General features: G+C 41.1%; 7 protein-coding genes and 2 pseudogenes. 3 read left to right on the top strand and 6 right to left on the bottom strand.

Annotated features, from left to right (window positions below):
• Positions 1–112, top strand: a pseudogene (locus tag CWC30_RS18900) (IS982 family transposase); the annotation flags it as partial.
• A pseudogene (locus CWC30_RS15360) lies at positions 102–415 on the top strand (IS110 family transposase); the annotation flags it as partial. The pseudogenes CWC30_RS18900 and CWC30_RS15360, both read left to right, overlap by 11 nt.
• Before the next feature lie 400 nt (positions 416–815).
• Here the strand turns inward: CWC30_RS15360 and CWC30_RS15350 are convergent.
• The 6 genes from CWC30_RS15350 to CWC30_RS15325 form a co-directional block, all read right to left on the bottom strand.
• On the bottom strand, positions 816–2,528 hold the full coding sequence (locus CWC30_RS15350; RefSeq protein ID WP_138627534.1) for an alpha-amylase family glycosyl hydrolase: 1,713 nt from the start codon (positions 2,526–2,528) through the stop codon (positions 816–818).
• A 25-nt stretch (positions 2,529–2,553) separates the two neighbouring features.
• Positions 2,554–4,956 carry a glycoside hydrolase family 15 protein gene (locus CWC30_RS15345; RefSeq protein WP_138627533.1) on the bottom strand — a complete coding sequence of 801 codons (2,403 nt, stop codon included), beginning with the start codon at positions 4,954–4,956 and terminating at the stop codon, positions 2,554–2,556.
• A gap of 36 nt (positions 4,957–4,992) precedes the next feature.
• Positions 4,993–6,483, bottom strand: a complete 1,491-nt coding sequence (locus CWC30_RS15340; protein ID WP_138627532.1) for an MFS transporter — start codon at positions 6,481–6,483, stop codon at positions 4,993–4,995.
• On the bottom strand, positions 6,473–8,332 hold the full coding sequence (locus CWC30_RS15335) for an alpha-amylase family protein (protein ID WP_138627531.1): 1,860 nt from the start codon (positions 8,330–8,332) through the stop codon (positions 6,473–6,475). Before CWC30_RS15335 ends, CWC30_RS15340 begins: the two co-directional genes overlap by 11 nt.
• Before the next feature lie 138 nt (positions 8,333–8,470).
• The gene (locus CWC30_RS15330) at positions 8,471–9,964 is read right to left on the bottom strand and encodes a tryptophan halogenase family protein (RefSeq protein WP_138627530.1); all 1,494 of its coding nucleotides are present in this window, start codon (positions 9,962–9,964) and stop codon (positions 8,471–8,473) included.
• A gap of 104 nt (positions 9,965–10,068) precedes the next feature.
• Complete coding sequence (locus CWC30_RS15325; protein ID WP_138627529.1) at positions 10,069–12,864, bottom strand: TonB-dependent receptor; 2,796 nt, start codon at positions 12,862–12,864, stop codon at positions 10,069–10,071.
• A 641-nt stretch (positions 12,865–13,505) separates the two neighbouring features.
• On the opposite strand from CWC30_RS15325, the gene CWC30_RS15320 reads away from it, so the two are divergent.
• Positions 13,506–15,146: an alpha-glucosidase family protein gene (locus tag CWC30_RS15320; protein ID WP_138627528.1), complete on the top strand. Its 1,641-nt coding sequence runs from the start codon at positions 13,506–13,508 to the stop codon at positions 15,144–15,146.
• The last annotated feature ends 118 nt before the right edge of the window (positions 15,147–15,264 follow it).

Below are 15,264 nucleotides of genomic sequence, written 5' to 3'. Positions count from 1 at the left end.
GTTACTTCAGGCCACGTTACCTGCTCTGTGTAGCTATCTGAAGCAACGCTTTGATAAATCAACAGGCATTGCATTTATCGATTCCACTCCACTCAAGGTGTGTCACAAAATGTGGAAATAGCCGAGCAAGACGCCTCCTTGTTGAAGGCGCGTACACTTATCGCTATGCAGCAAATATATCGACAGATATGCAAAAGCGACAAGAAGGTTTATCAAAGGACATTATTGATATTGCGTGGAAAGCACAACTTAGGCTCTGCAAGCGCTATAAAAAATGATAGCCAAAGGGAAGCACTACAACCTGGTTGTCACCGCAATTGCCCGAGAAATGATTGCGTACATATGGGCCATTGCTAAAGAAGTGGTGCTTACGCCAGTGAATACAAAACTTAGATTGGCAAGAGTACCCGCATGATAAACGAATTAGAGTTAATGCAATTGCCAGCTATAATTATTTCTTGCTACTAAATATAATAAGAAAGAAGAAAGTGCGCTCATTTTCTTGAATATGTGAGCAAAACAACTAGGCTGTATATTTATACAGCCCTCAACATTGGTGATGATATGAAAACGCGTTCCCCATTTTTAATTTATGTCGCTTATTATATGTTGGTACGTCAGTATTCATTACGTACCGTGGACACCTACCTGAGGTGGATTGCATCTTATATTCATTTTTATGATAAGCGCCATGACGCCAGAGGAAGTTAAGCGACTTATGACTCATTAAAATGCGCTATATGTTGGGGGATGCAATTAAAGCATATTCACTAAAGGGGCTAACGTATGTTAACCCCAATTTGTGTATATTTTATTTAGAGTGCGTTGTTTAGTAACAACAAACCATAGGCTGCGAGTTGCTCGTCATTGAGGTCGTGTTGCCAGCTAGGCGTTAACCCCTCACGTTTTATGCTACTGATGCTTTGCGGGTTAGCGGTTAAGTTAAGTATAAACATACTTTTACTGCCGTTTAACTCGCGGGTTATTTCGACAAGGCCGTTGTTGTGTTGCGTTAATTCATAACTACCTTTAATACCCAGTTCTGGGCGCTGTTTTTTCAATGTGATTAAGTGCTGATATAAACGCCACAGTGAATTAGATTGTGCTTGTTGCGTTTTTACATTGCGATCAGCAGCATTAATTTGCTGTGCTAAAAATTCTGGCCACCACTGGGTGTAGTTATCACCAAACAGTTCAGCCTGCTCAACCCAACTTGTTTGAGCTTGAGTAAAGCCAGCTTGATTGCTGTTATCCCATTGCATTGGCGCACGTTTATACACATCGTGACCTGTACCACCTTGTGTTAAGCCAATTTCTTCACCGTAATAAATATACGGAGTACCCGGAGAGCTTAATAACATGGCGGCAGCAAGTTTTGCCTTATCGTCGTGCTCTGCAAGTTGATAAGCCACACGTTCTTGGTCGTGATTAGTTAAAAACGGTGCAAAAAAATCAAGTGGCGCAGTTGAATCTATACGCTGTTGTAAATTTTGTTTGAGCACATTGGCATCAACTTTACTGACTTGTTGGTTAGATTGCATGGTGCCAAATTGCGCTTCGCCACTGGCATCGGGTTTTAACAAACCCAGTATTTTATAGCCCACTTCAAAATCAAAGCCTTGGTCGAGGCCTTTACCTTCGCCAAAGTATTTTGCTGCAACGGGAATGTCAGCCCAAGCTTCACCTACTAAATATGCCTCTGGATCAACGCTTTTTACGTATTGGTTAAAGTGCTGCCAATACGCAATGGTTTCGTCGGTATCAGCTTGCGCATCTGCGCCACCTTCCATGGCAAAACGTACTGCGTCTAATCTAAACCCTGCAACGCCTTTATCGAGCCAAAATTTAGCCATTTTTTCCATTTCGGCAACAACATCTGGGTGGCGTAAGTTCAAGTCAGGTTGGCTTGCTCCAAACGCACCATAGTAATACTGCTGACGGGTTTCATTCCAATGCCATACGGCATCGGGTTGGTCGTTATTACTCCAAGCATGCCCCCAACCGCTACCGGCTTTTGGCATATCGTCGCGCCAAATAAAGTAATCTGTATAAGGGGCTTGTTGTTTTGCTGAACGCTGAAACCATTCATGGTTACTTGATATATGGTTTATAACTAAATCAAGTATGACTTTCATGCCTTTGTCGTCAGCAGCTTTTATAAAGGCTTCAAACTCGGCCATGCTGCCGTAGTCGTTTTCTACTTGGTAAAATTCAGTAAAATCATAGCCATGATACGACGGTGCTTCAAACATTGGGGTTAACCACAATGCGTTAACGCCAAGCTCTTGTAGATACGGGAGCTTTTGGGTCATACCGTTAAAATCGCCATGGCCATCAGCATCGCTGTCGTAAAAACTGCGGGGCCAAATTTGGTAAAAAATGGCGCTTTCCCACCACGGGCTTGCTTGTTGTTTAGTATTTAATTGCGATGTTTCGGTATTATTCGTCTTGGTATTTAATGATGGTGCGTTCTGGCAGCCTGTTAGCATGATTGCTAATGCTAATGCGCTCAAGGTAAATGTTTTCATTTCAGCCTCGTTAATTGGTTTGCAGTTATTTTAGTGCTTTAGTAACAACTGGATAATGATCCCATACTTGCTTGTCACTTAATGAGCGCACTAGTTTCACGTATTCCGCATGCGTCCAAGCCAGTGGTGTGGCCGAGTTTGTACCCTCGCCTAACGTGTATCCTGCTTTATTTACGCCTACGCCATCCCATACTTGTTCTGGTAGCATCATACCTTCGTTAGCAAATTGCTCTAGCCCTTTTACATAGCTATTTTTAATAGCCTGCTGTTTTGTTGCATCTAAACTGTTATTGGCATTTGCAGCGGCAATTTCGTAATGACCACGTTCACCGGTAAAAAATGGCCAAACTCGCCCACGTTGCCCTGGGCTGTTTTTCCCACCTTCGGCGTAATTAGCGCCCGTTACTTCATCTTCACCGTACCCGTCGTTACCATAACGGCGGTAGCCTGCAAATGTGCCGCTGCCATCAGTAAACTCAAAGCTGTATTTAACTTGTAGGTTATCTATTAGGGTTTCGTCATCATATTCTGGGAGTGTTTTTACTATGCTCGGCGCTAGTGCATCACGTACACCATAGCGAACGAGCTCTAAAAATCCACCATCAAGTATTTGCTTTTTATTAAACCCTTCACGGCCATTATTAGCGTTAATTTTAGTATTTGAATTGGCGTCTTTGTCTTGGCCAATACGTATAAAATACTCGCCGTCTGATGCGTTTGATTCTAAATTACCTGCGGTGGTAAACATCATGCTTTCTATATCGGCGTTGTAACTTTTTGCTGTTGCAAGATAGCGTTTAGCATTCACCTCATCACCTGCCATTTTTGCAATATCAGCGGCGGTAATTAAACCAGCAACAACAGCGGCGGTGGTTGATGGCGAATACCCTTCTTGCTCCTCCCAGCGTTCTTGCTGAGTGGCTGGCGGCGTTATTTGTGTGTCGTTCCACAGAATGTTTGCACGGCCACCCTCAACTAAAAAGTCTGCCGCAGGCTTTAACATACGGCTATACCAATCGCTCAGCTCTGTATCTGTTAAAACATCAGCTTGATGGAGTTTCCATGCAAGCATGAGTGGCATTGCTGTTTGGTCAAGCTGTACACCTACCCATTCTAGTTCACCATCAACATGTGTTTTTTGTAAAAACCACCCTGTATCGCCTTTATTGCCAGGGGTTTTGCTGTTTACTTGAACTTTTTCAAGGTATTCGAATGCGGTTTTTGCGGTTGCATTATCGCCCATGGCCATAAACGCCATGGCAACTTGATAAAAGTCGCGCACCCATACGGCTTTGTAACCAGTAGAGCCGGTTTTAGCTGATACGGTTTCGCCCCATGGGTTAGATAATGAGGCAATAAGTGCGCCTGCATGAGTTTTGTCTTCTTGCGCTTTAAGTACCATGGCACTGGTGTAAAGTAATTTGCCGTTATCAGCGGTTTGTTCGCTCATGTTATTTAGCGGTGCAAGGCTTTGCAGGTAGTCTTGCCAACCAAGCGCTTCGCCTTTACCGTTGTAATTATCAAGCACCGCTTGGTAACCTTTGGCTAACGTAGCTTGGCCTTGTTTAAAGCTGGTTTGTTCGCTATTACCAAAGCTTAGGGTTAAATCGAACTGGCTGTTTTCACCAATTTCACCCAGCTCTGCTAGTAGGCTAACATTACCCGATTGTTCACCGGTATTTTTATAGACCTGAGTAAGCTGCTGAGTTATTTTAAGCTGGCTTAAACCATCGCTCACACCTGTAAAACCAACACTTGTTTGTTTAAATGGCTGAGCACCTTGCAAAGAAAGGTAGCTGCTGTCTTGCCATGCCAGCAGCCCTTGTTCTGTAGTTTTAGCAAAATCATCAAGGCCGTTATTATCAACATACGGGTTAACGCTTACGTAGGCCTTCACACCTTCAAGCTGGGTATTAAAAATACTGCGTACAAATAAGCTTTGCCCATCAGGATCGGTAAATATGTGTTTTTCGAGGCTAAAGCGGCCTTGTTTATCTTTGCTTACTACTTTGTAAGCTAATGATAACGGGCGGCCTTTATCGTCTTTGTATAAGTAATCAATGGTAACGTCTAAATCGTCAGCTTCGGTGACTGTAAAATCTTTTCCGACTACAACAAATTGCATGTCTTTAATTTGCGCTTTATGAATAAGCCCGAACATGGTTTCGGTGATCATCCCTTTGGCAATCGAAAACCATACTTTTGATACTTTACCTGTAGGGGCCTCATCACTGTAATGGCCATTTTGATATTGCTCAAAAGATGTGCCAATACCGGTTTTACCTGCATAAGCCCAAAATGGCTCTGCCCCAGGGGCACCCGGCGCCGATATTTGCATTATAGAGCTGTTTGAAGGCTCTTGCTGCGCGCCACAAGCTGTTAAACCAAGCATTAATAAACTGGTGGTAATTGTATTTAATTTTTTCATTCTAAAGCCTTAATTAATTTCAGTTTACTCGTTACTTTATTGAGTGTGCTTAACACGCAATACCGCAACCGCTGCAAGTACAAACGACACGGCGCCCAGTACTAATGCGTAAATAGGTTGGTTTTCAAAAAAGTGGCGTAATATTAATCCCAGTACGCTGGCGGCTAATAATTGTGGGATCACAATGAAAAAGTTGAAAATGCCCATGTAAACGCCCATTTTATGACTCGGTACCGAAGTACTTAACATTGCATAAGGTAATGACAAAATAGACGCCCAAGCAAAACCTACGCCTATCATTGGCCAAATAAGTAAACTTGGATCTTTTATAAACATAAAGCTTGCTAGGCCCAACGCACCTAAAATAAGGTTAAGTGCATGTGCTACTTTTAAGCCGACGCGCTTAACGATGATCGGGATACATAAAGCAGCAATCGCGGCAAAGCCGTTGTAGGCTGCAAATAAAATACCCACCCAGTCTGCACCATTGTTATACGCCACTGAACTTGTATCGCTGCTACCATAATGAAAACTGGTTACCGCTGAGGTGCTGTAAATCCACATAGCAAATAACGCAAACCAACTAAAAAATTGTACCCATGCCAATTGCTTCATCGCCTCAGGCATAGTAAATACATCATTCACTACATTATAAAAACCGCCGCTAGTGTGCTGTTTAGCTTTTAATGCCGCTGCAATAAATTGAATAACACCAAAACTAACTAACCCAGCAGCCAGCAAGTAAAGTTCTTTTTCCAGATCCAGCCCTAATAGCGTGGCTAAAACAAGCAAACCTAAGCCGCTAAAAATAACGCCGCCTTTGGTAAAATTAACGCTATTAGTAAGATTGGTTTGTGTTGTTTGTGATTCTTGTTGATTAAATTGTGCAAGCTGCTCGGGTGAGTACTCTTTTGTAGTGACAATAGTCCAGCCGACTGCAATAAATAAAATAACACCACCAAAGTAAAACGAATACTTTACAGAGTCAGGAATTTGACCAATCGGTGCGGTATTAGCAATATCAAACCAGTTGGTCATCATCCAAGGGAGTGCTGATGCAACCACCGCTCCCACACCAATAAAAAAGCTTTGCATGGCATAGCCTGTGGCGCGCTGCTTGTTTGGCAAATTGTCACCTACTAAAGCACGAAACGGTTCCATGGTAACGTTAATTGAGGCATCCATAATCCACAGCATACCCGCAGCAATCCAAAGCGTGGGGGAATTTGGCATAATAAAAAGCGATAACGTGGTTAATATAGCGCCGTATAAAAAGAAAGGACGACGGCGGCCTAATTTGCCCCAAGTTTTATCACTCCAATAACCAATAATTGGTTGCACAATTAAGCCTGTGAGCGGCGCTGCAACCCATAAAATCGGAATATCGTCGACATTAGCGCCAAGTGTTTGAAATATACGGCTTACGTTACCGTTTTGCAGTGCAAAGCCAAATTGAATGCCTAAAAAGCCAAAGCACATGTTCCATATTTGCCAAAAGCTTAAGGTTGGTTTGTTGTTATAATTCATGATCAGCCTTATTTGTTAAAACGGCACTACTGAGTGCATCAAGGGTAAGCGTAAAGGTTGTACTTTGTTTCTCATCGCTTACCAAAATACCGTTATGCGACTCTAACAGGTCGTATAGCGTGGAGTTTGGTTTGAGCATGGTTGCTTGATTTGGCGTGAGCGTAACAGTGACTGTTTGCGCTTGCTGGCTAAAGTTACTTAGCACCCATAATGATTGCTGGCCTAAAGAGCGGACAAAACCTACCACTCTATCACTGTCTTTTACCAACAAGGGTGCCATATCACCGGCAACAACAGCAGGTAAACCATTAAGTGCCATAATTGAAATGTAATATTGACGTAACTGTGCTTGCTCAGGGGTTAAATTAGCGCCATCAAACTTGCCATTATTCATCCATGCTTGGTGCGCTGGTACGCCAATATAATCAAAAATACTGGTGCGTGTAGGCGAACCAAAGCCTGCGTTTTCTGACCCATCTTCACCGACATCTTGACCAAAATAAAGCAAGGTTGGCGAGCGACTAATTAAGTTAGAAACCACCATAGCCGGTTTACCCCATGCAGCGTCGCCGGCAAAGTCAGGACTTGCGATACGTTGTTCGTCATGGTTTTCTAAAAAGTGCAGCATGTGCTGCTCAATGTCTGCCACTTCAGCTTGCGCTTTAAATAGCGTGTTAGCGGGTTGTTTACCTTGTATAACCCCTTTTAGGGTGTCGTAAAAGCCGACCTTATCATACAAATAGTCCATTTTACCTTGGTGAATATAGGTGCGGTACATCAACGGGTTATATACTTCGGCGAGTAAAAACGCATCGGGTTTATGTATTTTTATTGATGAATTTAAAAAGCTCCAAAATTCAACGGGTACCATTTCAGCCATATCATAGCGAAAGCCATCAACCCCTTTATCTAACCAATAAAGGGCAATATTTCTAAATTTATACCAACTATTTGGCAGTTCTTTATCTTGCCAAAAGGCATAATGTGCACGGTAATCTTGGTTTTCAAGCGACTTAGGTAAAGTTGGAAACTCTAAACTGCCATCGGGTTTAACACCGTAGTTAACTTTTACCGTTTCGTACCAGTCGTTTATATCTGGATGTGGTGAGCGCGCTCCATTGCCAGTCCATTTTGCTGGCGTTTCACTAAATTGGCCATCGGCTAAAGGGTGTTTGTTGCCACCTAACACTTGGTAACTGTCGTTTGTTGGTACTTTAAATGATTCACCCGGTACATAGTAAAAATTATTATTTTTAGCATATGCCTTGCTGGTATCATCGTCTTCACCAAAGTCTTTCACGCCGTTAGGCTTTGCGATTGAGTGATAATCTCGAGCTACATGATTAGGAACAATATCTATAATTACTTTCATGTCATGCTCATGAGTACGCTCAATTAGCGCGCTGAACTCTTCAAGTCTATTGGTAACATTAATAGCTAAATCTGGATTTACATCGTAATAATCTTTTATTGCGTAAGGCGAGCCTGCACGCCCTTTTACCACATCAGGATCGTCTTGTTTTATACCATATGCAGTGTAATCACCCACCAAGGCATGATGCAAAACGCCGGTATACCAAACATGCGTGGTACCTAGCTCTTTAATGCCTTTTAAAGCCGCGTCGTTAAAATCAGCAAACTTACCAATTCCATTTTGTTCTTTAGTACCCCATGGAATGTTTGCGGTTTGAGTATTACCAAATAAACGGGTAAACACTTGATATACCACTGGCTTAACTGGGTCTGTTTGCTTAACTAACAAGTCTGTTTTTGTTTGTTTGTCATCACTGCAACCGTGCACCAGCAATGCGCTGCATATAAGCAATGGCGTATAAAATCTTTTTTTCATTGTGTGTGTCATTTTTATTTCAGTGTTGTTATAGGTTCATACTAAAGCTAAATAAGGCTTGGTTACAGTTGCTGCATACGTATTCACAGCCATATTCAGTGACAATTAACCCGCAACTAAAGCACCACGTTACGCCACTTAGTTTACTTTTAACTTAGCTAAAAACTCTCTATGAGTGGGCAGCTTATCTACCGTTGAATTTATTAGGGTTTTTAACGTTGCGAATAAATCTGTTAGCTGTTTACTGCTTAATGAGTCAACAATACTGTTATAGTCATCAGGTATTAGGCCTTGACCTATCATGACTTGTTGCCAAGCTACTTCTGCAAATAACTCATCGTTTTCGCGCACAACTTTGCCTGTTTGTTTAAATAAATCCATTTTATGCACTAACGATTGCGGAATTTCCATTTGCTTACATTGACGCCAAAATGGGGTGTCTTCTCGCTCAGTTAACTTATAGTGCAAAATAATGAAGTCACGAATATGCTCGATTTCACTGATGCTTTGCTTATTAAATTCAGTTACTAACGCATCACTAACGCCATTATGAGGAAACAACTTAATTAAACGTGTGACCGCACTTTGTATTAAGTGAATACTAGTAGACTCTAAGGGTTCTAAAAATCCACTAGAGAGCCCTACTGCGACTACATTTTTATGCCACTGCTTTAAACGTCGACCTGTTTTAAATTTAATTAAGCGCGGGCTTGTTGTTGGCTCACCCGGTAAGTTATTTAATAAAAGCGCGGTTGCTGACTCATCCGATAAATAACGGCTGCAATACACTAAGCCATTACCTGTTCGGTTTTGTAGCGGAATTTGCCACTGCCAACCTGCGTTATGGGCTATGGAGCGCGTATAGGGCTTTAATTCGTTGCTGCCTGTTGATTGCACTGCAACGGCACTATCGCAAGGTAAATAATGCGACCAATCAACAAACCCCGTATTGAGAGTTTGCTCAATTAAAAGTGCGCGCTGACCAGTACAATCTATAAATAAATCCCCTTGGATTTGGCTATTATCGTCAAGCATTAAGTTAGTGATATTACCTGTATCTGGGCATTGCTCAACGTGTTCTATTTTTGCATCAATGTGTTTAACGCCGCGTGATAATGCAAGATTTTTTAAATATTCAGCATACAAAGTGGCGTCAAAGTGAAACGCATAACTAAGCCCAGGTAATTGAGTATTAGGAATAGCATTTAGTGGCGTAAATTTGTTTTTTTTAGCGGCTTGATAGTTAAGAGAAAAATCCCATAAAGAGTCCTCGCTGCCATTAATGTGCCCTTTCACCCAAAAATTGTAAAAGTCACATAAAGGAAAATCTTTACCAAACGAGCCAAATGCATGCATGTAGCTATGCCCAGGTGTTTTCCAATTTTCGAACTCTATACCCAGTTTGATAGACGCATTAGTGGCATTGATAAAATCTTGCTCGTTTATACCCAGTGCGTTATTAAGTTGAATAATAGGCGGAATTGTTGCTTCACCAACGCCTATAGTACCAATGCTACTTGATTCAATAAGGGTAATATTAATTACTTTACCTAATACTTTATTAAGTAGTGCTGCGGTTATCCAACCGGCTGTTCCACCGCCTGCAATGACGACATGCTGTATTGGTTTCATATTATTGCTCACGTTCATAAAGGTTGATAAAACTTAGGTAAAGTAGCTATAAAAAAGCCCTTGTAAAACTAATTACAAGGGCTAATATCTTAACTAAATTTCAGTTAAAGCTTGTAGCTAAATCCAAGAATAAAGTTACGCCCATAATCTTGGTAATCACGCACTTGTAAGGCATTATCACCACTTAGTGTTGTAAATGGTTCTTCAGTGATATTTTGTACTTGGAATGTCACATTTAAGCCATCTAAGCTCTCAACACCTGCTTCGCCAAAATCGTAACCAACTTGTACGTCCCAAATTGTTTCACCTAAGATATTCACTTGCTGTGTTTCATAACCTGCGTTGTAAATATCACCTTTAAAGTCGCTACGTTTACGCATACTAGTACGCGCTTGGAAGCCATAGTTTTCATAATAAAACGTTAAGCTTTGAATTTTATCCGACAAACCAGGTAGTTCGTATTCATTACCGTTTTGATCTTCAATATCTTGTTCAATTCCTGTATGGCTGGCAATTAAACCAAAACCTTCAAGTGAATCACTAAAGACGTTAAACGGTAGAGCAAGAGACAATTCATAACCCCAAAGGTCTCCACCACCGCCATTCACTTTACCTGACGCAGTACCGGTACTATTCTCTGGTATTTCTCCCGTTGAAGGATCAGCAACCCCTGACATATCAACTTCGTATACGCCATCAAATATCCATTGACTCAAGTCTTTATAAAATACAGCCGCTGAGAAGTAGCCTTCTGCACTAAAGTAGTTTTCATAAGTCAAATCAAAACCCGTTGCTTCTTTTGGTTCAAGTGTAGGGTTACCACCAGATACTGACCAATAGTTGCCATTTTCATCAGGACGCTCTGAATTATAGCTCGCATTAACAGAAGCATTCATTTCATCTAGGCGGGCTCGTGAGATAGTTTTAGCGGCACCAAAACGCACGGTTTGATCTTCATCTAGCGCCAAAGATAAATTAAGACTAGGTAAAACATGGCTATAATCGTGTGACACATTGTTAGGAACAGCTTCAACTAGACCAGTCACGTCATTCGGCACAGCCGCAAAACCTTGCGAAGATTGCTCAGTTCTAACATAGCGAACACCAACGTTACCAGAAAGCGGCAAATTACCTACTTCTGCATTAATATCTGCTTGTACAAAAAACGCCGTAACTTTTTCTTGAACTGTGTACGATTGCGTAGTGTGTTTTATATCCGTTAAGCTTTCTTGAATTGAGTTATAATATCCATCGTCAACTAGTGCACGGGTATCATAGGCAATCATATCCCCCATACCGATAAAGTCTAAGCTAGCTGTTCCAAGGCGATATTGCTCTGGAACGACAAGCGTACCAGGATTATCTAATGAGAAATCGCTTAATGTTAAGTAATACCCTTCAGACTTTTTACTCTTCTCGCGGTCGCGGTATGACATACCAAGACTTACTTTGCTTAAGTAATCGTTTTCTAATAGCTTGCTTGCTGCAAGTTTTAAAGTATGCAGTTCATCATTAACCTCAGGGGCATTAATAAAGCCATCTTGGGCTGTATCTTGATAAGGTGTGCCTGTTAAACCATATTTATCGTTCAGTGCTTTACTCTCCCCCCATGACAAAGGGCTACCTAACTGAATTAAAGCATAATCACTATAATCTAACTCGTGGCTAAATTTGGCGCCGGTATTGCCGCCATTAAGTGAATAGCCAATGTTGTCAGCAACACCATTCGCTTCACCGCGGCCTGTGCCAGAATAACTTTGTAAGCTCCAGTCCTTACGCTCAACTTCAGATAAGCTCGCATCAAACTCTACCGACCACGAATCGTCAATGTCATATTTAGTATTAAAACCAAATTGCGTTAATTCAGCATCACGTTCTTCAACATCATTACGAACTACAACGCGTTGACCTTGCGTTGTTGCACTGGTGATAAAGCCAGACTGTTCATCTACAGTAACACTGTTCGGGTCGATACTACCTTGACCCCAGGCGAAAGGTACTTCAATACCACGTAAGATTTTTTCATCGTTAAAATCTACATATAACGCATCAAACGTCATGTTTAGACGGTCATTTGGGGCAGCTTCAACTACTAGCATCGCTGAATCACGTTCAAGTGTTGACGAACGTACAAATGGTTTAGCGCCACCTAAAATTGAGTACGTATTACCATCATCAGCGATAAATTCAGGATAACCCCAAGAATTCCAGCGTTTTTCTTGGTTTGGTGAGCTCATAGTATTGTAAGCAAATGCAACACCTACAGTGTCATCTGCAAACTGATCAATGTATGAAACCGTGCCACGAAAGCCTTTGTCATCACCATCTGGGTTTAGCTTATCAAAACCTGACTGCTCTAACTGACCATTAAACATGATCACGCGCTCGCCTTTACTTAAAGGTTTTACCGTTTGCATATCAATTACACCGGCAATACCTTCTGCTTCAATGCTAGCACTTGGCGTTTTATATACAGTAACACCACTCATAATTTCTGACGGGTAAAGGTCAAACTCAACACCACGGTTGTCACCAATAGATACTTGCTCACGGCCATTGAAGGTGGTTGCACTTTCGTTTTCACTAAAACCACGAACACTTACACGACTAGCACGACCATCAAGACGTTGTGCTGTTAAACCTGGTAAACGCGCGATTGATTCAGCAATAGATGTATCTGGAAGTTTACCAATGTCTTCTGCAGAAATTGACTCAACAACCTGTGTTGAAAAACGCTTAGTATTAATTGATTCAACAACACTACCGCGAAAACCTTTTACTTCAATAATTTCTACATCATCATTTTTTATTGTTTCTTCTTGTGCCGCAGTGGTGGCAAAGCTTGATAGTCCGGCAGCAGTTAATGCTAGCGTTAATATACTTGGTTTGAACATAGCCATAATGTTTTCCCGTTACCCATAATGTGATACCCGCTTACCTGCTATTAAGTTTGCGAGCTTATTTTGTTGTCAGGATGAATTCTAACGCTCGTATTATTTTATTAACAACTTTATGCATACGTATTCAAAGTTGCATTACACACATTAAATTAACATTAAGTTTACACACCAGTTTATAAGTTACTGTTTTATTGTGATTTATTTTAGTGCAATTAGCATTTGTAGCTTTAATGATAGTCATTACTTATTTTTTGATAAAATAAGTGCGTCATTAAACATAAATAAAATGACACTAGGCTATTTTATTTTCTAATTTATTATTATCGAGGACATTTATTTAAGCACAATTGGTAAGACCAATTTTAATAATCACCAATTTAGTGCATCCCCTTATTTTTAAGCACCTAAATAACGCAAACAATAAATTAACAAACCAAATTGGTAAAGAGATATTCAATAAACCGACGTTAAAATCGATGAAATAAGTGATTAATTTAACCTCTTTTAATGGCCTTAAAACGGTGCATACGTATGCAGACTTTTTACAGTATGACCGGCTTCAAGTATGCTTTTTTAAATAAACGAGGATTAACACCTCTAAAAAAGAACAACACAAAGACAGTGTGAAAACGGAGAAAGGCATGACCCAAAAGCAATGGTATAAAGGTGCGGTTATTTATCAGGTTTATCCGCGTAGCTTTCAAGATAGCAACAACGATGGCATTGGTGACTTAAAAGGGATAATTAGTCGCATTGATTACATTAAAAGCTTAGGGGTGGATGCTATCTGGATCTCACCTTTCTTTAAATCACCTATGAAAGATTTTGGTTATGATATTAGCGATTATCGCGATATCGACCCGCTTTTTGGTAACTTAAATGATTTTGATGAACTCATTGCGCAAGCACATCAACGCGATATTAAAATTATTATAGACCAAGTACTTAGCCACACCTCAGATCAACACCAATGGTTTATTGATAGCCGTGAAGATTTAACCAACGATAAAGCTGATTGGTATGTATGGGCCGACGCTAAAGAAGACGGAACAGCACCAAACAACTGGTTGTCTATTTTTGGTGGCGGTGCATGGCAATGGGAGCCGCGTCGTGGACAATACTACTTACATAACTTTTTCACGGAACAGCCTGATCTTAACTTTCATAACCCTGATGTTCGCCAAGCTGTACTAGACAATGTTGAGTTTTGGCTTAAAAAAGGCGTTGATGGTTTTAGGTTAGATGCAATTAACTTTTGTTACCATGACGCACAGCTTCGTGATAATCCTGCAAAACCAAAAGAAAAGCGTCAGGGCCGTGGTTTTAGTGAAGACAATCCGTATGCTTTTCAGTATCACTACTACAACAACACACAGCCAGAAAACATTGAGTTTATGCGTGATATTCGCACCTTACTCAATAAATACCCAGGAACCGTGTCACTGGGTGAAATTTCATCTGAAGATTCACTAGCCACCATGGCAGAATACACCCAAGGTGGCGATAAACTGCACATGGGCTATAGCTTTGAGCTATTAACGGATGATTACTCGAGCGAGTATATAAGAAATACCGTTACTACACTTGAACATCGTATGACTGAAGGCTGGCCTTGCTGGGCATTTAGTAACCATGACGTAGAGCGCGTTGCAAGCCGTTGGAGCGAAACGGGTGAAGTAAACCCTGCGCAATGTAAGATGTTAACAGCCCTATTGGCCTCGTTACGCGGCAGCGTATGTATGTATCAAGGTGAAGAGCTCGGACTCGGTGAAGCAAGCGTTGCGTTTGAAGATTTACAAGACCCATACGGCATTACATTTTGGCCAAACTTTAAAGGTCGTGATGGCTGTCGTACCCCAATGCCTTGGGAAAACCTTGATAACTCACAACCAAATGCCCACAACGCAGGATTTAGTGAGGTAAAACCGTGGTTACCTGTTGATCAACAACATAGGCTGCAAGCAGTTACTGAGCAAGAGAATGATTCAAACTCAATATTAAATGCGTATCGTGAATTTATGGCATGGCGTAAAAACCAGCCGGTATTACTTGAAGGTGATATTGAGTTTTTACAAACCGAAGAACCTATTTTAGCGTTTTACCGTACTCTAAACGATGAAAAAATGTTGTGTGTATTCAATTTGAGTGCTTCACAAGCAAAACTTACTATTAATGCAAGTGTTGAAAATGAACATAACGACCTTTCTCATCACAACGCAAAACTTGATAATGAAACACTGACAGTTGAACCATTTGGTTGTTATTACGCCCACTGTAGTTAATATTTACATTATTATAAAAAACCCGAGCACTGCTCTAACACCACTCGTTTAAGAACGAGTGGTGTTTTTTCGTTTATATCTAACCGGATATTTTTGTGTCTTTGCCAGCACCGCTCTC

Source organism: Pseudoalteromonas sp. S4741 (assembly GCF_005886135.1).
GTDB classification, from domain to species: Bacteria; Pseudomonadota; Gammaproteobacteria; order Enterobacterales; family Alteromonadaceae; genus Pseudoalteromonas; species Pseudoalteromonas tetraodonis.
The sequence above is the reverse complement of the archived record's forward strand: the minus strand, read 5'-3'. Positions and strand labels throughout refer to the sequence as shown.

Bases quoted from the DNA above. Each gene is read 5' to 3' on its own strand.
- CWC30_RS15330 (WP_138627530.1), bottom strand. From the start codon at position 9,964: ATGAAACCAATACAGCATGTCGTCATTGCAGGCGGTGGAACAGCCGGT.
- CWC30_RS15345 (WP_138627533.1), bottom strand. From the start codon at position 4,956: ATGAAAAAATTAAATACAATTACCACCAGTTTATTAATGCTTGGTTTA.
- CWC30_RS15335 (WP_138627531.1), bottom strand. From the start codon at position 8,332: ATGAAAAAAAGATTTTATACGCCATTGCTTATATGCAGCGCATTGCTG.
- CWC30_RS15320 (WP_138627528.1), top strand. From the start codon at position 13,506: ATGACCCAAAAGCAATGGTATAAAGGTGCGGTTATTTATCAGGTTTAT.
- CWC30_RS15325 (WP_138627529.1), bottom strand. From the start codon at position 12,864: ATGGCTATGTTCAAACCAAGTATATTAACGCTAGCATTAACTGCTGCC.
- CWC30_RS15350 (WP_138627534.1), bottom strand. From the start codon at position 2,528: ATGAAAACATTTACCTTGAGCGCATTAGCATTAGCAATCATGCTAACA.
- CWC30_RS15340 (WP_138627532.1), bottom strand. From the start codon at position 6,483: ATGAATTATAACAACAAACCAACCTTAAGCTTTTGGCAAATATGGAAC.